This window comes from Corynebacterium sp. LaCa_205 (assembly GCF_057458085.1).
The window spans coordinates 432,245-451,587 of record NZ_CP190931.1 but is presented as its reverse complement, the minus strand read 5'-3'; the positions used below and the strand labels follow the sequence as shown (position 1 = coordinate 451,587).

At 57.2% G+C, this 19,343-nt stretch carries 15 protein-coding genes and 1 pseudogene; 8 read left to right on the top strand and 8 right to left on the bottom strand.

Annotated elements, in window-relative coordinates:
• Positions 1 to 86 precede the first annotated feature (86 nt).
• On the bottom strand, positions 87 to 1,430 hold the full coding sequence (gene glmM, locus ACP8J1_RS02290) for a phosphoglucosamine mutase (protein WP_023020606.1): 1,344 nt from the start codon (positions 1,428 to 1,430) through the stop codon (positions 87 to 89).
• A 182-nt stretch (positions 1,431 to 1,612) separates the two neighbouring features.
• Between glmM and ACP8J1_RS02285 the strand changes: the two genes are divergently transcribed.
• Entirely contained in the window at positions 1,613 to 3,532 is a 1,920-nt protein-coding gene (locus tag ACP8J1_RS02285; protein WP_486696954.1) for a BCCT family transporter, read from the top strand.
• Positions 3,533 to 3,750: 218 nt separating this feature from the next.
• On the opposite strand, the gene rpsI is transcribed toward ACP8J1_RS02285, so the two are convergent.
• The 6 genes and pseudogenes from rpsI to eccCb form a co-directional block, all read right to left on the bottom strand.
• Complete coding sequence (gene rpsI, locus ACP8J1_RS02280) at positions 3,751 to 4,284, bottom strand: 30S ribosomal protein S9 (protein ID WP_023020604.1); 534 nt, start codon at positions 4,282 to 4,284, stop codon at positions 3,751 to 3,753.
• A complete protein-coding gene (gene rplM, locus ACP8J1_RS02275; RefSeq protein WP_023020603.1) occupies positions 4,284 to 4,727 on the bottom strand; it encodes a 50S ribosomal protein L13 in 444 nt (147 codons plus the stop codon). Before rplM ends, rpsI begins: the two co-directional genes overlap by 1 nt.
• 402 nt (positions 4,728 to 5,129) lie before the next feature.
• Positions 5,130 to 5,417, bottom strand: coding sequence for a WXG100 family type VII secretion target (locus tag ACP8J1_RS02270; protein ID WP_005322746.1), 288 nt, complete (start codon positions 5,415 to 5,417; stop codon positions 5,130 to 5,132).
• Positions 5,418 to 5,486: 69 nt separating this feature from the next.
• Positions 5,487 to 5,801 carry a WXG100 family type VII secretion target gene (locus tag ACP8J1_RS02265; RefSeq protein WP_023020602.1) on the bottom strand — a complete coding sequence of 105 codons (315 nt, stop codon included), beginning with the start codon at positions 5,799 to 5,801 and terminating at the stop codon, positions 5,487 to 5,489.
• Positions 5,802 to 5,929: 128 nt separating this feature from the next.
• Complete coding sequence (locus ACP8J1_RS02260; RefSeq protein ID WP_023020601.1) at positions 5,930 to 7,054, bottom strand: type VII secretion-associated protein; 1,125 nt, start codon at positions 7,052 to 7,054, stop codon at positions 5,930 to 5,932.
• Positions 7,055 to 9,436, bottom strand: a pseudogene (eccCb, locus tag ACP8J1_RS02255) (type VII secretion protein EccCb); the annotation flags it as partial. It lies immediately after the preceding gene.
• Between the two features lie 648 nt (positions 9,437 to 10,084).
• Between eccCb and ACP8J1_RS02250 the strand changes: the two are divergent.
• From ACP8J1_RS02250 to ACP8J1_RS02220, 7 genes are all read left to right on the top strand, one after another.
• Positions 10,085 to 10,396 (top strand): helix-turn-helix domain-containing protein, encoded by a 312-nt coding sequence (locus tag ACP8J1_RS02250; protein WP_046203534.1) that lies wholly within the window; start codon positions 10,085 to 10,087, stop codon positions 10,394 to 10,396.
• Positions 10,393 to 14,538 carry a DNA polymerase gene (locus ACP8J1_RS02245; protein ID WP_302518484.1) on the top strand — a complete coding sequence of 1,382 codons (4,146 nt, stop codon included), beginning with the start codon at positions 10,393 to 10,395 and terminating at the stop codon, positions 14,536 to 14,538. The genes ACP8J1_RS02250 and ACP8J1_RS02245 overlap by 4 nt, the downstream gene beginning before the upstream one ends.
• 168 nt (positions 14,539 to 14,706) lie before the next feature.
• On the top strand, positions 14,707 to 15,132 hold the full coding sequence (locus ACP8J1_RS02240; protein ID WP_046203532.1) for a hypothetical protein: 426 nt from the start codon (positions 14,707 to 14,709) through the stop codon (positions 15,130 to 15,132).
• Positions 15,129 to 15,647 carry a hypothetical protein gene (locus ACP8J1_RS02235; RefSeq protein ID WP_239205759.1) on the top strand — a complete coding sequence of 173 codons (519 nt, stop codon included), beginning with the start codon at positions 15,129 to 15,131 and terminating at the stop codon, positions 15,645 to 15,647. The genes ACP8J1_RS02240 and ACP8J1_RS02235 overlap by 4 nt, the downstream gene beginning before the upstream one ends.
• A gap of 405 nt (positions 15,648 to 16,052) precedes the next feature.
• Entirely contained in the window at positions 16,053 to 16,265 is a 213-nt protein-coding gene (gene mobC, locus ACP8J1_RS02230) for a plasmid mobilization relaxosome protein MobC (RefSeq protein ID WP_284798100.1), read from the top strand.
• Positions 16,246 to 17,898, top strand: a complete 1,653-nt coding sequence (locus tag ACP8J1_RS02225) for a relaxase/mobilization nuclease domain-containing protein (RefSeq protein WP_302518493.1) — start codon at positions 16,246 to 16,248, stop codon at positions 17,896 to 17,898. The genes mobC and ACP8J1_RS02225 overlap by 20 nt, the downstream gene beginning before the upstream one ends.
• Complete coding sequence (locus ACP8J1_RS02220; protein WP_236881326.1) at positions 17,876 to 18,412, top strand: hypothetical protein; 537 nt, start codon at positions 17,876 to 17,878, stop codon at positions 18,410 to 18,412. The genes ACP8J1_RS02225 and ACP8J1_RS02220 overlap by 23 nt, the downstream gene beginning before the upstream one ends.
• Before the next feature lie 145 nt (positions 18,413 to 18,557).
• Here the strand turns inward: ACP8J1_RS02220 and ACP8J1_RS02215 are convergent, their stop codons facing one another.
• Positions 18,558 to 19,343, bottom strand: coding sequence for an ArsR/SmtB family transcription factor (locus ACP8J1_RS02215; RefSeq protein WP_302518496.1), 786 nt, complete (start codon positions 19,341 to 19,343; stop codon positions 18,558 to 18,560).

The window sequence follows — 19,343 nt, the reverse complement described above, 5'->3', positions numbered from 1 at the left end:
GGTAAAAGTTCTCACCTTCATTGGACTGGGGATTGCGCCAAATGGTTCCCTCGGATTATAAAAATCTTCCACACTAAGCGGTGACTCTAGACCGAAGAAACGATGGCGGAAAGCCTCCCTGCAACCTTGCGGGCCTGCTCCTTGTCCGCAGCCTCTACCATGACGCGGAAAACTTCCTCGGTGCCGGAAGGTCGCAGCAGGACGCGGCCGGTCTCGCCGAGTTCTTCCTCGGCCTGAGCGATGGCTTCTTGTACTTCGGGGGCATCCATGATGACGCCCTTATCAGAAACCGGCACGTTGATGAGCACCTGCGGTAGCACGGTCATTACCGATGCTAATTCCTTTAGGGACTTCCCGGACTTGGCCATGCGCGCCATGATAGACAGGCCGGTAAGGGTGCCGTCGCCGGTCGTGCAATCATCCGTCAACACCACGTGGCCGGACTGCTCGCCACCCAAGGAGAAATCGCCGCGGTTGAGCTCTTCTAGAACATAGCGGTCGCCTACTGCGGTGTGACGCACCTCGATGCCTTGTTCCTGCATCGCCAGCTTCAGGCCTAGGTTGGACATCACGGTTGCTACCAAGGTGTTATAGCGCAGGTCATTATCATCCTTCATGCCCACGGCCAACAGCGCCATAATCTGGTCGCCGTCAATCACATTGCCCTCGGCGTCCACAGCCAAGCAACGGTCGGCGTCACCATCGTGGGCCAGGCCCAAATCGGCGCCATGCTCGACGACGGCCGCCTGTGCCTTTTCAATATGCGTCGAACCGCAGTCCTCATTGATATTAAAGGCGTTCGGCTCATTGTGGATAGCAATAACCTCAGCCCCGGCCGCCTCATAGGCGATGGGAGCAACCTTGGAGGCCGCACCATTGGCGGTATCTACGACCACCTTGATGCCGCTCAAATCCGTGGAGACCACTTCCTTTAAATGGTTGAGGTAGCGCTCGCGTCCGTCTGGCGCCTCCGAAATGATGCGCCCCAACTTGGTGCCAGTCGGGCCGTCTTCAGTGAGGTTTTCCATAGTGGCCTGAATCTTGTCTTCTATTTCGTCCGGTAGCTTCTTGCCGCCGGCGGAGAAGAACTTAATGCCGTTATCCGGCATAGGGTTGTGGGAGGCAGAAATCATTACGCCGAGATCCGCGCCATAATCATCCGTCAGGTAGGCAATCGCCGGGGTCGGCAACACGCCCACGCGCACCACGTCAACGCCGCGGGAGGCCAAACCGGAGGCAATCGCCGCATCCAGCATCTCGCCGGAAACGCGCGGGTCGCGACCAATAATGGCCAACGGCCGACGCTCATAGGATTCCCGCTGGGCGGTGAATACCTCCGCAGCGGCCTGGCCTAGTTGCAAGGCCAGAATCGGAGTCAGCTTCTTGTTCGCGAGGCCGCGAACGCCATCGGTTCCAAAAAGTCGAGTCATGCAGTCAATTATGCACGCCTGTGCCCAGCGATTGCATGTTGGGGCGGCCCTAGGCAGGTTTAACCCCCAACCAGTCCTTCCTTGTTAACCCCGAAGACATAATTAAGTGTTCCATTTCGGATGAAGTATGTAACTATCTAGTAAGTGACATTTCGCTCTTACCCTTTAGAGAGGAACTTCTCATGACGAGATCTCGCTCAATAGGTGATGACTCACTTGATTCTGCTTCGCAGAAGGCACGATCGGCTATAGCCAAGGCGGCTTCGGGCGAGCGCTCTATCCATCCTGCGCTCATTCCCGGCGTCAGCGTTGAAGATACGCGTGCCAATTTCAAGACGAATAAAACTGTCTTCGCAGTAGCACTTGCCGCGACCATCGCGATCATCGTGTGGGCGATCGTGGCACCAGAAAACCTGGCCAGCACGGGAACCAACCTGCAGGCATGGGTGGTCCAACACTTCGGCTGGCTTTTCACGATTGTCATGATCGCGACTACGATTTTTCTACTGTCCATTGCAATCGCTCCCACAGGAAAGATCAAATTAGGTTCTGATGATTCGGAACCTGACTTCTCCCGTTCCTCGTGGATCGCAATGCTATTCGCCGCAGGATTGGGAATCGGGCTGGTCTTTTACGGCCCAATGGAGCCGCTATCCCTTTTCTTGACCCCACCGCCGTATCTCTCCGATGTGGAACCAGCCAGCGAGGCAGCAGTCCTGCCAGCCTTCTCGCAAGCTATTCTCCACCAAGCTACATTGCCGTGGATGGTGTATGCGCTAGTCGGCGGGTCCCTCGCTTATGCTGCCTACCGTCGCGGGCGTCTACCGCTCATTTCCTCCCTTTTCGAGCCCATCGCAACCAACTCCAATAACCGCGTCATAGGAAAGATCGTCGACATCTTTTCTGTCCTGGTCACGCTTTTTGGTACAGCGACCTCGCTAGGAATTGGCGCGCTACAGATCCGTACTGGAACATCGATTGTCACCGGAAAGCCTTTGGAAGGCGACGGAATAATCGTTGTGATCATTTCCATACTCACCGTCATCTTCATCATTTCGGCGATGTCCGGCATCAAACGAGGTATTCGCATTCTGTCGAATATCAACATGGGCCTCGTTATCGGCTTGGGCATATTCGTCCTAATTACGGGACCGACGATGTATATTCTCGATCTGATTCCAGCGTCACTGTTGCAGTTTTTCAACAACTTCGCTGACATGATGTCCGTTGCTCCCTCGCAAGGTGAGACAGAAAAAGAATTTGTTACCGCTTGGACAATGCTCTACTGGGCATGGTGGATTTCTTGGTCGCCCTTCGTCGGTATGTTCATTGCAAAAATCTCGCGCGGCCGCTCTATCCGCGAATTTGTACTGGTCATCATGCTCGTGCCAACGTCGCTGTCGCTGCTCTGGTACGTGATTTTTGGGGCCACAGCTATCAAAACTCACCTCGACGGACACGGCATCGAAATCAAAGATTCCGGTGAAAACGTCATGTTCGACGTCATGAAAACGCTGCCGCTTTCTAGCATCAGTACAATCGCCGTTCTCGTAGCAGTGGTCGTATTCTTTAATACTGCCGCCGATTCCGCCACCAATGTGATGGGCTCGATGTCCCAATCCGGCCGCCCCGTGCCTGCAACACCAATCTCCATCATTTGGGGAGCTGCCCTGGGCGGGATCTCCTTGGCGCTTCTTCTCATCGCTGGCCAAGATGCTCTAAGTGGTCTGCAGTCAATCATGGTGTCTTGCTCTTTGCCCTTTGCCTTTATCCTCATCGGCGTGATGGTCGCGTGGGGCAAAGATCTAGCACGAGATCCGCTAATGCTACGGAGGAATTACGCCACTGCCGCCATCGCCCGAGGCGTCCAGCACGGTCTGCAAGAGCATAACGGTGACTTCATTTTCGGCTCGTCTGCCGTTCCCGAAAGCCAAGGCGCCGGAGCAAAGATCGAAAGCGATGATCCGTACCTCCACGAATGGTACACCGAATCCGCAACGGACGAGTACCTAGCAGACCAAGCATCCGTGCGGGATGGGCAACGAGCTGAGCTCGAAGAATTCGAAGAGAAGCATCAAAAGGATTCGGCACACGAGGAATAGTCTCATCCACTTTCACTTTCACTTTCACCGCTAAGCCCGTCTGGCCCACCCCGATTCCCATAACGTCCGCGGTGGCAGACGGGCTCTGTTATTCCTACCTAGACCTTCCTCCTAGGGCCCCAAGAAGCAACACGACTGAAACTCGAAATGACAAAAGCCGCCGCCTCCAAAAGGAAGCAGCGGCTTTCGTAGCGCTTGCGCGCGCAGTAGAAGCGAGATTAACGCTTGGAGTACTGCGGTGCGCGACGTGCCTTGTGCAGACCAGCCTTCTTACGCTCAACTGCACGAGCATCTCGGGTGAGCAGACCAGCCTTCTTGAGGGCGGTGCGGTCACCTGGGTTGTAGATGTTCAGTGCACGAGCGATAGCCAGACGCAGGGCGCCAGCCTGACCGGTTGGGCCGCCGCCGTTGACGGTGACCTTGAGGTCGAACTGGTTCTCGCGCTCCAGCAGGGTAAGCGGCAACAGGATGTCCTGCTGGTGCAGCTTGTTCGGGAAGTACTCGCCGAACTCGCGGCCGTTAACCACGATCTGGCCGGAGCCAGCAACAAGGCGAACACGAGCGACGGCGCGCTTACGGCGTCCGACGGTCTGGATCGGGCCCTCGTGTACCGGAGCGGCAGCCTCAACCTCTTCGGTCTCGGCCGGTGCGATGGAATCACCGATGGTGTTGGTGAACTCTTCGGTAGCGGCGCTTGCTGCAGCGATGTCAGCAGCGTCGGCTACGTTGTTGTCGATGTTCTGCTCAGACATTACTGTGCCACCTGCTTAAACTCGAAGGTTTCCGGCTTCTGGCCGGCGTACGGGTGCTCTTCGCCTGCGAAGACGTGCAGCTTCTTGATGGAAGCGCGGGAGAGCTTGTTGTGCGGCATCATGCCGGCAACGGCTTCTTCGATAACGCGAACCGGGTTGGCGTCCAAAGACTGACCCAGGGTCATGGACTTCAGGCCGCCCGGGTAGCCGGAGTGACGGTAGCGCATCTCGCGGCCGCGCTTAACGGAAGAAACGTGGATCTTGTCAGCGTTGAGGATGATGACGTGGTCACCAGCGTCAACGTTCGGTGCAAACTGTGGCTTGTGCTTGCCGCGCAGCAGGTCTGCAACGGTGGAAGCGAGCTTGCCCAGCACCACATCAGTAGCGTCGATGACGTACCACTTGCGGGTGATGTCACCGCTCTTTGGGTGGAAAGTAGACAATTTGACTCCTTGAAAGTCTGTCTCGGAACTGCCGGCCAGCGCTAAGCATCCATCCACTCCCGTACAGCGGCCGGTGGAGACCTGCAGGGAGCGCTTCGCCAGCTGCTAACCGACGAGCGAACACATAGGTCTCCTACCCTACTTGCTCACCTGCTCGAAAACCAAAACGCCGAAACCGGTACCTTCCGCGGCTCAAACGGAAGGTACCGGCTCGTGGGTGTGGACTAGAAAGGTACGACTTGAAAAGGTGGAAGAGAGGAAAAGAGGTATTGGTCAAAAAGTGCTCACGCTGCAATCTTTTGCCAAGACTGCGGCTGCGTCCGCCTCCTGCCACTCGGGTGTGGTCAGTGGCACCGCAAGCTCGGCCAAGACAGCCTGAAACAGTGCAGGCGAGGCGCGGATCTAACCCCAGCTTGCGGCGGCGCGACGATTAACGTCACTCATTGCATCATTGCCCTGAGAGACGGTCTTGGAGATGGTCGCGAGCACGGTATTGAGTTCCTGAGATGCCTTGTCCCACTTGGCCTGTGCCTGGTTATAAGCCACTGCGGACTCGCCCTCCCAAGTGCTCACCATCGGCTGCAGCCGCGCCTTCAGGTCTGCCAAGGTGCTGTTGATGCGACCTGAGGTGGCGTTGATATCAGCTGCGGCGGAAGAAATGGCACCGAATTCGTACTTGATCTCGGACATGTGGTGGTGGATTCCCTTCTGTGAATCTATAGGTTTTGGTCAGTGGACTAGAGAACTGTGCAGTGCGGTTTAGAGGGCGAGGCCGCCACCAACATTGGAGAATGCCTGGGCGTTTTCTGCTTCCACGTTGTCGAAGTTGTGGGCGTTGCTGCGGATATTGTCAGAGATAGAGGCCAATGCCTCGCGCAGCTGTTGTGCAGAGGTGTTGTAGCGCTGCATCAGGTCATCGAATGAGACCTGGGCTTGGCCTACCCAGCTTCCGCGCACAGAGTCGACGACTCCCTGCAGGCGGGTGAGCTCGCCTTGGACTTCATCATTGGTGTTATCGACTTTGCCGGCGGTGGCAACCATGACATCGGCTTGTGTCTTGAAAGTCTGAGACATAAGAGTGCGCCCCTCCTTAGGGCGGATGAGATTGTGTATATTCCCCCGAAAAAGCATCTGTGCTTTCTCACCTTTATTGGACTGAACTTTCTGCCAAACGGTTCCCGTCTGGGACAAAGTTTTTAAGACTATTTTTTGACCAGGCTTTCCGTAGCCATGCGGCAGGCTGCCTTTTGGACAGCATTGGAATTGTGGCGGGTATGGCACCCCACAGACATCTGATGCCCACGGTCTTCCCAGGTAGTCCACTCCACCAAAGAGCCGTCCCCTGGGTCTTCGGTATAGCTCAGGCGCCCGGCCTTATCGGTAGCATCGCGTAGCGCCGGGTCTTCGTCGACCTGCGCGCGGATTTCTTTAAAAAGTGCATCCGCCGGAACGTTAAACATTTCATCCGCCGCCAATAGGATACGCAGGTTCGGATCCTCCCCGGTGGCGGTAACCAACCCATCTTCTACCTTGGTATGAAACCCGGTGGGAACGACCACAGACATTCCCTCAATATCTAAGCGCTTTTCTCCCGGATGTAATTCATCACCACCCGGTTCTGCAGCACCCGTGGCACCAGACTCTGGCGAGTTGGGTACGGATTCCACCGCGGTATCGCGGCTCGGCTCTGCAGCGCGTGGTTGTGGGCGGGAATCACCTGAGGCGGCATCACTGTCTGCTGAATCTCGTGCGCCGATAGCCCACCAGGAAGCTCCGGCAACGGCAATAATGACCACTGCAATTGCGAGGTGGAAGATATCAATAGCCCCGAGCCAACCGCGCAGCCGGTCGGACCAGCTTGGTGTTACTGGCTCATCATAGGCTGGCGCTTCCATCACTCTGGTGGGAGAAGCTGGTTCCGCAATCTCCGTAGCCGGATGAGTAGGAGTTCCAAATGAGGTTGACGTAGCTAACGAGGAGATAGCTGGTTCTGGGTCAATGAGCCGCACCCCGGTGACTTCCAATTGCCGGCTGACGATGGTGGTGGCTTCCTGCGCAATGTCCGTGCCGGACGAGTCTGCCACCACGCAAGCTTCCACGTCGGGCCAGGACGGTCCGGCCAACTTTGAAATCTGATCCATGACCTGGCCCAAAGCCCAACCTTCCACGATGCCGGTACCCGGCAGGTCGTAGCGGTATACCGAATCAGGCCCTTCAAAAATGGTGACCGCGTCCAGGATCGTGACGGTAATTGGTACGGCGTTAGTCTCCCCACCGTCAGTGATTGGGGCGTCGGTGTGCGAATTCGCGCTGAGGTTGGTGGTCATTTACTTCTCTCCTTCTGGGTACACCACTTGGGCGACGCCAAGGTTTTCACCGCGGATGCTCCACTGACCGCGACCGGGTGGTTGTTGGCTGGGTTTAAGGCCAAAGATGGTGCCTTCGTCCCGGTCGGCGTCGAAAAGCAGCAACGCTGGTTGAAGATCGCGCACTGCAGAGAAGAATTGGCCGAAAAGGGCGCGGCCAATGCCACCAGACTTGCGAGCGACGATGAGATGCAAGCCAATGTCGCGGGCGTGCGGGAGTAGCTCCAGGAGCGGTGAAAGGGCAATATCGCTCAGCAGGTCCGCATCGTCGATGACTAAGTAGATATCTGGGCCCTCCCACCAGTCTCGTGCGGCGAGCTGCGCTGGGGTAATATCCGGGCCCGGCAGGCGGGATTCCAGTGTCCGGACAGTATCGAGAATGGTCTCTTGTGCACTTGTCTGCGTTGCGGCATAAGCGGCAACCATGTCTTGGTTCAAGGTTCCTAAGTGAGCCCGCCGCTGGTCGATGACCACAAGGCGAGCGTCTTCCCGCGCGAAGGCGCAGATGCCGCGCATTATCTGCGCCAAGAAGGTGGACTTGCCGCAACCCTGCGCTCCTATGGCCACTAGATGCGGCTCGCGCGATGGATTCCACGTCAGCGGATCGAGATCCCGTCCGCCGATACCCCAGGCGATCTCGCCGTCGGGAACGTTCCCTTGAGTAGCAAGGGCAGACGGGGTGAGTACCGCGGGCAGCATCTTGAGTTGCGGAACTGGATCGGCTGCGGCATGAACGCGGCAAATGTGGGCGATGTCCTGGTTTGATGTGCGAGCCAAAAGCATATTCTCTCCGGCCAAGGTAAGCCCGCGGCCCGGCGCGCTGGGTAGCTTCTGCTGCAACTTGCGGTCAATTAGCGAATCCAAGGACTCACCAAGACGCAGCTCAAGTCGGTTGGCTATGAGATCGCGAATGGCGGGGCGCATCGTGGTCCACCGCGAGGTGGCAATGATGACATGTACGTGGGCAGAGGCGCCATCGGCGACGATCTCTGTAACTTTCTCCGCTATGTCTTCAAACTCTGCATTGGAGGTGCCAATGTGGTGCCAGCCATCGATAACGAGGAAGGTTGCGCACTGTTCCGGGCGGCGAATAAAGCCGGCTACTTCGTCCACGATTCGCCGCACCTTTTCCCCTTCATCTCGTCCAGCAACTCCGGCAACGTGGGGAAGTCTCTCCAAAGACGCTAGCTGACCGCCACCCAAATCGATGACGTAGAAGCGTGCCGCCTTGGGGCTATGCCGTAGCGCCAGAGCCGAGACGATGGTGCGCAGCGCACTTGATTTTCCTGACTGCGGGCCGCCGCATAGGGCCATGTGCCCGCCGTGCTGGTGGAAATCAATTATCAGTTCATCTTGACGTTGATAATACGGCCTATCGATAATGCCGACGGGAGCCAGCAGCGTCCCGTTACCTGCAACAAACGACGAGGCGCCCACGTCCGCTCCGCTAGACAGTCCGGGTAATGCAGATAGCTCAATGACCGGTGGTAGCGGCGGCAGCCAGATACGGTGCGCCGATTGATCACGCAATCGGGCTTCTTCTGCCGCGGCACGCACGACCTCGCTAAGCACAGTGGTGGTGTCATCGAGAACAACCACAGGGCTAGTGCTTTCTTCCTCCTCTGCCCAACCTCGAAAGAACTGCACGCGGCCGCGGGCTACGGCGGGTCCGTCCCCATGAGCTTCAGCTATCGCCCGGCGCGGCACGGGCCCAGAAACATAGGAGGCTTGGAAACGAATCAACGCCTCGGCATCAGACTTGAGGTAGCCCGCGCCGGGTTGGCCGGGCAAATGGTAGGCATCGGCCACGCCCAATACTTGACGGGATTCCGCCGAAGAGAAGGTTTTTAGCCCGATTCGGTAGGACAGGTGGGAATCCAGCCCCCGCAACCGGCCTTCTTCAAGTCTTTGAGAGGCTAAAAGCAGGTGCACGTGGAGACTGCGCCCCAAGCGGCCAACGGCAACGAAAAGTTCCGCAAAATCAGGGTGCTGGCCCAAAAGCTCCGAGAACTCGTCAACAACAATGACCAAGGCGGGCAGTGGCCCGTGCTCGCGTACTGCAGCGGCGGAAGCGTTGTACTCGCTGACGTTGGCGAAGTTTCCGGCGGTGCGCAACAACTCTTGGCGGCGGTTCATCTCGCCGGAGATGGCATCGTACATGCGCTCTACCAGCGTAGATTCCTCTTCCAAGTTAGTAATCACTGCAGAGGTATGCGGCAGGTGGTCACATCCTAAGAAAGTAGCGCCGCCTTTGAAATCCACCAGTACGAGGTTCAGCTCGTCCGGACTATGGGTAGCTGCAAGCGCGGTGACGAGGGTGCGTAGGAGCTCCGACTTAAATGAATGTGGGTTGTGGGTACTATATAGCATTTCCATACACAGCAGCACGGCAGCACAGCAGCACGGTACAGCAGCAGGTGGGGGTTAGGGGGCTTACTTTTAACCCTGCGCTAGAAAATAGGAAAATTTAAAAGGTTTTGTGTACCTAATCTTCCATTTTTTCATGTTTTGCATAGAGGGCCGAAATCCAAGCCCCATAAGCCCCATAACCCCCACCAAAAAGCACGCAGTAAGACTGATAGCACCGGAGCAATCTCGGACGGTACCTAGGCCGCGCCAACCCCTACATGTCCCGTACCTAACGGCGGCGACCTGTGCCGAAAAAGTGCTCTTTTTTCTTGACGGCTGGCGGGTTGCTCCCTATACTTGTCATCAGTGTCGATTTTCCGTTATGCGAGGGAGTCGGCAGGGATAACCCCGAGAACAATGCTTAAAATGGGTAGCCCCGACGGCACGAGCATGCCGTTTCTCCGACGATAAAAGATACATCCGCGTAAGTCCTGGAACGGCAAGCCAGGCTGGGGACAGAGGTTGGGTAGGGAGTTAGCGCTCCCGTAAAGCGAAGCTGCGCACGGTGCTCTCAGACCGCCCAGATATAAGCCGGGAACGCACCCCTCTCCGGATAGCGATTAATGCTGTCTGGAGTACGCTTTGTCTTCCTCTGTTACCGCTCCTGCGGTCAACCCCCGTCTTTCGTTTTATACCCTCGCTGACCTCACCGACATGGGTCTCGGCAGCGCTGACGTTCTGCGCGACAGGATTAAGCGTGGCGAGCTGGGAGCACATCTTATCGGCGGCACGTACCGAGTAAGCCGCGCCGATCTCGATGCTTACTTAGCGGCATGTCACCGCCCGGCGACTGTCGAGGATTTCGTCGATGCCATTGTAGCTGTTGCGCCTGCTTTAAGTGAGGAGCAACGTTGCCGCCTTACAACTGTTCTGTCTGGGGGTGCAGCGGCGTGACACATAAGAAAAGCGCCCCGGAGAGCGCCTCTCATAATCTGAACAACTCTGATTCTACTGCCTCGACTGTCATAAGTCCAGACATTGACCTTAATTCAGACCATCTAGCTGAGCTTCATGCCTCTGCTATTAGCGATGAAACAATCGCTGCAACTGGTGTCTATACTGCCTCCACCCGTGACGAGCTGCCTGAGCCGTTGCGCTGGATTGCAGATAGAAACGACACCCTTCCGGCTTTGGTCTATCCAATGGTTGAGGCCGGGCGCGGTGTGACGTGGCAAGTAAAGCCACAACCTGGTTCTTTGGTGGACGAGGAGGGGCGACCCCGTAAATACATCTGCCCGAAGAAAGAAGGGTCGAATATCTCGCCGTCGTTTATCGAGCGGCGACCGATTACGAGTGCCACACGTCGCGTGCTGGTGGTCGAGGGTACGAAGCAGGCTCTTGCTGCGATGACCTGGACTGATGACACGACTGCTGTGTACTGCATCCCTGGTATTCAGACATGGATGGGTGGCGAGGACGGGCCTAACCCTGCTTTTGCCCGTCTTAAAGGGCAGTCTGTCTACATCATCCCTGATGCTGATGCTGGCTCTAACCGTGCTGTCTACGACGGTGCGCAAGGCCTTGGTGAACACTGTAAGGCGTGGGGTGCATCCCCTGTCCGTTTCGTGCGTATGCCAGGCCACGGGTCGCAAGGGTTAGATGATGTCCTTGCCACTGTGGACGATGGCGAGCGCTCGGAGATGCTTGAACTGTGGATTCGCCAGGCGCAGGCTAAGCCTGCCAGCAAGATGCCGAAGCGTGCTAGCAAGAAGCAGCGCAGCAACACTGACGAGACTCGCAACGACTCGCGTCCGAAGCTTCATACCGACTTGCCGCCTGAAACGCTATGGGATCGAGCTTGGGAGGCAATTGAGAGTAAACATGCAGGTGTGACACTGTTTCGCCAGGATTCTCGTCCTGTAATGATTTCTCGGCGTGATGGCCAGGCTGTCCTGGTGCCGGTAGACCGTGCAACGGGGCGGCGTCTGGCTGCTGCTGCTTTCGATTTGGTGCGTGAAACTGACGATTCCACCACTGTCGTGGCACCGATGGACAAAGATATCGACGTGATTTTCACTCCTTTCTATACCGATAGTCTGCCGCCGCTGCACAGCGTGACGCGGTCGCCGCTGGTTACAGAGACTGGCGAAATTATCACGCGCTCGGGTTACCACAAGGGCACGGGTGTCTATGTAGACCTCGACGATTCCCTTACCGGTATCTCTGTGCCAGATAAACCAAGTGATCAGGACGTGGAGAATGCAAAGGTGCTGCTTGAGGATGTTCTCTACGATTTTCCGTGGGTAACTCCTGCTGATCGCACCCGTGCTCTCGGTGCTCTGCTAACTCCCTTGGCGCGCCCGATGCTTACTACAGCACCCATGCACGTGATTTCTGCCGTGCGCCGATCCTCTGGAAAAGGTCTGCTCACAGATGTTTTCCATCTGATCGCAACAGGCGAGACTGCTGCGGTGCAGGACTTGCCTGGTACTGAGACAGAGATGCGGAAGGTAATTGCGTCGAAGCTTTTTGCTGGTGCTGCAACACTTTTCCTCGACGAATGTAGCGTCGGTGTGGATAGTAAAGCTCTATCTGCCCTGCTGACAGCCGAGTCTTATACCGACCGCATCCTTGGTGAGTCGCGCATGATTTCGGTACAAAACAACCTGTGCGTGTACGCAGCCGGAAATAATATCGCTGTTGACGGCGACCTGGCCCGCCGTGTCGTTCCTATTCTTCTCGACCCGAAGTGCTCCAGGCCTGAATCTCGCAGCGGTTTCCGGCATCCTCACCTGCGCCGATATGTGCGTGCTCACCGGCGTGAACTGCTGGCAGCGGCACTGACACTAATCCGTGCATGGGCTGTGGCTGGCAGGCCATCGCCTAATGTGGCCGGCCCGTTCGGCTCTTTCGAGGGCTGGTATCACGTGGTCGGTGGCACCTTGGAGCACGTCGGGTATGCCGATCTCACGACAGACTTGGAGGAGATCCGAGCACGGTATAACGCTTCTGAGCAGGAAAACGCTGAGCACCTAGCGTGGCTCTATGAAGCAATGGAGGGCGACGATTTTCGCGCCTTCGACGCAGAATGCAAGATCGCTGACTCCCGCGACTATGTCCCTCTGCCTGAGGGTCTGGTTTCTTTGGACGAGGTCTCAGCACGCCGCCTCGGGCGTGTCTACTCCCGTCTGCAAGGCGCGTGGATTGGTGGATACTGTCTTGAAAGCGCTGGTGTAAAGCACCACACGAAGCTTTTTCATGTGGTGTGCGAGGATGACTGGGGTGGTGGCCCCGGCCCTGGTGCTGGTCCCGATAACAGTGTGCCGCCAGAGCCTTCTACGCCTGCAACACCTGAGCCTTCGGATACAGATAGTGTTGACACGCTGGTATTCGACTTGGAGACCGGCAGTGCCGATGACCTGCACGTGACGGATGACCCTGGCTTTGTCCGGCTGGCTACTTACTCCATCAATGGTGCAGAACCTGTAGCTACAACCGATATTGCAGGTGAGCTGCTACCTCTAATCGAGCGTGCAGGCGTGGTCGTAGGCCACAACATCGTCCAATACGACCTGGCTGCGCTACGCCGTCTTTATGGTCTCGATGTTGAGGCTCTGGTGAAGTCTAACCGTGTGCATGACACTCTCGTCATGGCGCGGCTGGCTGCAGGTGGTGCTAAGAACTTAAAGTACGACCTCAATGCTGTCGCGTCACGTTACAGCGTTGGTGGAAAGTTGCTCAAAGATGGGAAAACAGTACTTGACGCGCAGGCGGAGCAGTTTGGTGGCTTCGACAAGATACCCACCGATCACCCTGACTATGTCAAGTACGCGCTCCAGGACGTGCGGGCGAACACTGCCGTATACAGCAAGCTTCTGCCTGAGACCATCGACGCAGTGGGCGAGGAATATCTCCAGCGTGAGCACGAAAAGACGTACGCTCTATCCGTCGTGGAAGCGAAAGGTATCCGTGTAGACACCGGTAAGGTCGAGGCTTTTTTCGCGGAGGAAGAACAGACGAAAAGCAATATCCGACAGTGGCTAGTAGACACTGTCGGTATGCCCGACGAAGGTACGTCGCCATGGGCTTCGGTAGATGGCAAGCAGGCTATTGCAGACTACTTTGGCCGATTCGGTGCCGAAGTGCCGCGTACAAAGAAAGGTGGAATCTCGATTAGCGGTAAGGCGATGCAGGAGCTTGCTAAGCAACATGCAGGCACCCCCGAGGTAGTCGAGCTGGCGACCAGGATGCAAACACTGCTGCAAGCCTCGACGCCTGCTGCGACGATTAAAAAGTATCTGCACGGTGACCGTGTGTACCCGTCTATTAAGTCCAGTCAGAACACTGGACGCTTGAGCACCAAAGATCCAGGTATGACGGTTTTCGGTTCTCGTGATAAAAGGCTTATCCGTCAACGCGAGATGATCCTCTCGGATAGTGCTGACGAGGTTCTTATCAGCGTGGATTTGAGCCAGATTGATGCTAGGTGCATGGCTGCTGGCAGCGGTGACGAGCGCTACTCAGAGCTATTCGCGCTTGGTCGTGACGCACATACAGAGATGGCTGTCCGTGTATTTGGCGATAAGTCCCGCAGGTCTGAGGCTAAAGCTCTCGGCCATGCGGCAAACTACGGCATGGGGCCAAAGTCGTTTGCCGACCATGCTGGCATCTCTGTTGTTGAGGCTCGGTCTCAGCTTGACCGCCTGCATCGTGAGTTCCCGGAGCTGGAGTCCTTCAAAGAGTCTCTGCGTAAAAGCGCCGAGACTCGTGGCTGGGTTTCCACCGGCTTCGGTCGCCGTGTAGCTGTCGCACGAGATAGGGCTTATACCCAAGCACCGGCTGCATACGGTCAAGGCACGGCCCGAGACGTATTCCTGGAGGGCGTTCTCAATCTCCCGAGGGAAGTCCTGGAGATGGTACGCATTTTCGTCCATGACGAGATTATTCTCTCGGTGCCACGCGAGCGTGCTGAGGGGATTAAGGAGTGTGTGGTAGCCGCCTTTAAGGCTGTCGAGCTGCCTTCCTCTGGTGGGGTCTCTGTCCCTGTGCTCTCGGATTCAGCTGGCCCTGGCGACAACTGGTCTGAGTGTAAGTAGGCGGTTTGCATGCAGCTCTCTCGCAGCCCTCCCCTAGGCACTTTTATCGTCACAGAGACGTTAACAACGCAGGAAACACAGTACCCCTGGGAAGCCTTGAACCATCGGGCGCTTAACCCAAGTGCCCGATGGCACCGAAATACCGCAACCTAAAGAAAGGAGTTGGCCATGGAGCCACAATCACCGCAGCCACCCCGGACACCTCGCGGCGGGTCGAAGGAACGCTACGAAGCCGAGGAATCTGCAAAAGGCCTTATCGCAGGTTTAGTCGGCCTAGACTGCGCCGACATCATTCGTCGTTCTAATCGCGTCCAGGAGATTCTCGAGGATCTTGCCCAACACGCTCCCGCAGAGGGCGTGTCCCTGGAGCAGCTTAGGGAGGAGAGGAAAAAGGTCGATGCCGAAATAGACCAGCTGTCACGAGAGCTTGACGAACGCGACAGGAAAATGCAGGGCAAGCCCAACGGCAATCCCCCGGGCCAGCCCGAGCGCAAGCCCCGTAACGTCACGGTTAAAGACCCGCGATTTGCCCCTCTTTTCCAGAATGAACCAGAAGAAAACGACACAGATAAAGGATGGGAACCAGAACTATGATTACGAAGTCTCAGACCGCTTCTGCGATAAAAAAGTTTGAAGCTCGCCTGGAGAAGCAGAAGCGAGAGGAAGCCGAATTGGCTGCGGAGTTCGAGGAAATTGAGCGTAGGTTAGGCAAAGTTCTCGCCGCCTGCGTTTATGAACCGTCGAGCAAATGGGCCGCATTTCTCGACCGTTCTGTCTGGGAACTGCTCGTGGAATGCGGCGCACAGGTGGCCCCCTCCCGCGAAGCGTCCGAGGAGGACGAGGGCGCTCATCGCGGGGAGGACGAAGGAGCTGATAAAGGCTCCGAAGTCGATTCCGAAGGCTCTACCGAGCCGGAGGAGTCGGAGGACGAAGAAGCCGATGAAGGCTCCGATGACTCTACAGAGTCGGAGGAGTCGGAGGGTTCTGAGGACTCCCACGGCGGGGAATACGAAGAGGCTGACGAAGCCTCTGAGGCAGATTCCGAAGGCTCCCCAGAGCCGGAGGAATCCCCCGCAGGACCGGAGCAAACTGACTACTACGGTCAGTGAGCGTAGGGCCAGAGGGTCGAGGGAGAGAATCTCCCTCGCCAGCGCCACGAGGCACCGGAGGTGCCCGAGTGGCTTGCTGGCCGCCGCCTGTTAGGGAGGGCCGTCTTTGACGGTGGCGAGTACGCCTGAAGATGCGCAGCAGATTCAGGGGGCCGACACCGGAGAAGCGTGACCCTCACTAACAGACTGTGGCCCTGGCTGCGTCAGCAGTCGGGGCCACCCTGCCACAGTAAGTATGGAATGTAGGAGGTGGATATGCGAGACAAGTTCTCGACATATTCGCGGACAACCGTGCGCCTCGACAAGGATTTGGACAAATTTGTCGAGGAGGTCGCACGGTTCGCAGGTGTGCAAAAAGCAGTCGTGTTCCGGGAAGCTCTCTATGTCCTCGCAGAGGAGGAGAGCGTGCTAACGCAGAAGCGTTTGGCCCCGGAGACGCTGCGCCGGTGGGACGAGATGAACGAGCAGCTGCGTCGGATTGGCATCAATCTGAACCAGCTGGCTCGGCGCGCCAATATCGACGGGACTGAATCGGTGTCCGAGTTGGTAGAAGGCATCGCTGATAAAGTCGATTCTCTCCGCCAGGAGGTGAAAGACTTTGTCCACAATCAAGATTAGCTACAGTCAGAACCTCCGCGCGGCGACGGTGTATGCCGTCTACGGAACGGCAGACAATGCCCGCAAGGGTCGGGTGCGAGCTGATGCTTTATGCACGGTTCAACCTAATGCTGAATCGTTCTCGCCGTCGGCGACATCTGGCCGCTGGTCTGGAGTGGACTTCATGGAGGCCAGTGTGGACGAGATGGAGCGTTATGCTCCGGCTCAGCGCACTGACCAAGCAATTATTTATATCCAGTCGTGGGCGAAAGACGAGCTGGATAAGGATGACCCGGCTGATGTAGCTCGGGCTAATGCAGCCGGTTCAGAGCTGGCGATGCGGCTGACTAAAGGCACGGGAGTTCCGTTTACCGTTGCCACGCACACCGACAGTAAAAGCGGCTGCGTCCACAACCACATCGTCTTTGCCAATCACGACCCGCAGACAAAGAAGGCTGCGCCGAGGGACATGCGTAACTGGTTTAAGTTGCGCAACGTCAACGATGAGTTGATGCGCGAGTTGGGGATGCGTGTCCTGGGCAAGCCGGGAGGCCGGCAGGGAGGCAATGGAAGCAAGCCGATAAAGCCGGAAATATCGCTACTTCCTGCCGAGCGCAGGGCACGCAAAGAGGGCCAGTCCACCGACTCGACGGGCCTGGGCGTGGATGAATTAACAGCAATCACCTGGGCTGATTTCGCTCGCAAGCGCATAGACGCGCTGTGTGCTGATGAACGAGTAGCCGATGCTGAGGACCCGCTGGTCAAGGCGCTAGAGGTTGCTGGCGACTACAACCTGTCCCTGAAAGTGCAGCCTAACTCAAAGACCGAGGGCGAGTCGTTAACCGTGGCCCTGGTCGATGACGACGGAGAGGAGGCCTATTTTACGAACACCACGAAGGCCGGGCGTACCCGAAAGCGTAAAGCAGCTAAGGCCGGCTCGAAATTAGGCCGCAGCTATTCGCTAGAGGGTGTGACCGAGCGCGTTAACGAAGCTCAGGCAGCTCTCGTTGCGCGACAGGAGGTGGAACTCCAAGCTGATGCAATTGACGATGACCTGGAGGCGAAATACGGCTCCAGCCTTCTCGATGACGAGGAGGAAGAGGATAACTACTACTCCCAGGAGGGATTTAATTATGGTCTCAGTGACCGAGATGAAACAGATGGCCCAGGCAGCAGCCAAGGGCAAGGCGGAAAGCGTCTTGAAGATCGTCAGCCCGCGCCTGGACAAGGCGGAGAGGGCTATCAAGGCGACGCAGGAGAAACTGAAGAGTCTGCCGGAGAACGCGGGGGAGATTATCAACAGTCTGCCCAGCGACTTCTCAACGCGATTAGCGAAAGTGGAGACCGAATTAGGAAGCGTAAGGGGCAAGCTCGCCGAGAACAAGAACTACGTGAGCAGCAGTCACTTCCAGGTAACGATGATGGGAGTGCAACAGATGATCACCGGCCTGATAAGGAATATCGAGGCACTGCCCAGCGGCATGGACGGGGTCAAGGGAACTCTACTCGAGCTAAATCAGCAGATGTCGCAGCTCGTAAAGCTGCAACGGGAGGTAATCAGGGCAGCACAAAGCCCCATCCAGCTCGACCGGGCTTCCAGCCAAGCAGTAGCCCAGAGCCTCAACAACCAGATGACGGCCAGCCTGACTACTGACCTGGAGCCACTGGTAGCAGTAGCGGTCTCTGAGGCAATGTCGAAAGAGTCAGAAAGCCTGCACAAGGCAGCAGAAGCCTCTAAGAAGGCCCGCAGCGCCTTGCTCCAGGAGAAGGAATCCAACGAAAAGCTGCTGGAGGAGATACGCGCAGAGCGCAAGCAGTATAACGAGGACATGGCAAAATCAAACACTCACTTCATTAAGGCCTGCATGTCTGCCTCGTGGATTGCAGCCAGTGTTCTCTTCGTTACTATTGCACTCGTTGCTGTCGGCGCCTTGGGGAAAGGGCTGCTAAGTATGCTCGGCATACCTGAAGGCATGGGTGCTCTGTGGAGCCACGTCCAGGAGGCTAACGGCATCGGCCCGACACTGGGATGGTTGGTGCTAACCCTTATCACCATAGGCATCCTTATAGCGCTTATGACCTGGATGCTATCCCAGGCTGTGCCAGGTATTGCTCATTTGGTCGAGGAATACCGTCGCAGCCACCCGAGGAAAGAAACGAACCACTAACTCGAACACATGCACTGTAAAAAAGCTAAAAGACTCCCACACACAGCGTAGCGGTTAACCGCTACGCTTCTTTTATGCTCTCTCTGGTGCTGTTCCGACCGGCTTTCGATCGTCCGAAAGGTCACGTCGGTGCCAAAGAACGACTTCAGCCCTCAGGGACGGCTGTCGGGCAATTGAGGGAGATCCCCGCGTCGTTGAGCGCTGCCCGCCCGGCGGGAGTGAGACGCACGGCCCGGGTACGACCCCTGCGGGAAAGCCATTCCTTATCCAGCAGAGTCTTGCAGATTCCCGTGCCGAGAGGGCCGGCGAGGTGGAAGCGGCGTTCGGTGGAGTCCATGCACGACCTGCCAGTGTCGAGCATCTTCGGGGGCACACCCCACTGTATGAACAAGCGATGACCTTGATTAGTGACCTGACAGTGCGAGTCGATGAACTCGTGCTCTTCTAGTTGTTCAGCCAGGCGCACCCCGAGCTTACCGGCGAGGTGCTGATAACAGGTGCGGCCTTCACGTAGGTTCGCATTCGCCCGTGACGCGCTGAGGCTGTGAGGAGTGGGCAGGGGCGAGCGGGCGACCACGCCAAGGCTCTCGACCACTCGTGCGATATCTTCCCCGGCCAGGCGAATGTAGCGGTGCCGGCCCTGCCGAATGTCGTGGACGAGACCGTGGGTGACGAGCACGTCAACATGCTCGCTCGCCGTCGACCGGGCCAGGCCCGCGTACCTGCCCAGTTCACCAACCGTCCAGGCCCGCCCGTCCATGAGCGCAGCACACATGGCCGCCCGCGACGAGTCAGCCAGAGCCGACGCGACTGTCGAGATATCCGGGACCGCTTCAGGAAACACGCGCGCAACCATGCCTCCAGTATGCACCCGGAACTGTTCGGTGACGACCGAACAATCGCTGGCGTAGTCTGAACTCACCAGATTCAT

What these genes read in the sequence shown, in the direction of transcription:
- glmM (WP_023020606.1), bottom strand. Translation starts at nt 1,430, where the DNA reads ATGACTCGACTTTTTGGAACCGATGGCGTTCGCGGCCTCGCGAACAAG.
- ACP8J1_RS02285 (WP_486696954.1), top strand. Translation starts at nt 1,613, where the DNA reads ATGACGAGATCTCGCTCAATAGGTGATGACTCACTTGATTCTGCTTCG.
- rpsI (WP_023020604.1), bottom strand. Translation starts at nt 4,284, where the DNA reads ATGTCTGAGCAGAACATCGACAACAACGTAGCCGACGCTGCTGACATC.
- ACP8J1_RS02270 (WP_005322746.1), bottom strand. Translation starts at nt 5,417, where the DNA reads ATGTCCGAGATCAAGTACGAATTCGGTGCCATTTCTTCCGCCGCAGCT.
- ACP8J1_RS02265 (WP_023020602.1), bottom strand. Translation starts at nt 5,801, where the DNA reads ATGTCTCAGACTTTCAAGACACAAGCCGATGTCATGGTTGCCACCGCC.
- ACP8J1_RS02260 (WP_023020601.1), bottom strand. Translation starts at nt 7,054, where the DNA reads ATGACCACCAACCTCAGCGCGAATTCGCACACCGACGCCCCAATCACT.
- ACP8J1_RS02240 (WP_046203532.1), top strand. Translation starts at nt 14,707, where the DNA reads ATGGAGCCACAATCACCGCAGCCACCCCGGACACCTCGCGGCGGGTCG.
- ACP8J1_RS02235 (WP_239205759.1), top strand. Translation starts at nt 15,129, where the DNA reads ATGATTACGAAGTCTCAGACCGCTTCTGCGATAAAAAAGTTTGAAGCT.
- ACP8J1_RS02220 (WP_236881326.1), top strand. Translation starts at nt 17,876, where the DNA reads ATGACGGCCAGCCTGACTACTGACCTGGAGCCACTGGTAGCAGTAGCG.
- ACP8J1_RS02215 (WP_302518496.1), bottom strand. Translation starts at nt 19,343, where the DNA reads ATGAATCTGGTGAGTTCAGACTACGCCAGCGATTGTTCGGTCGTCACC.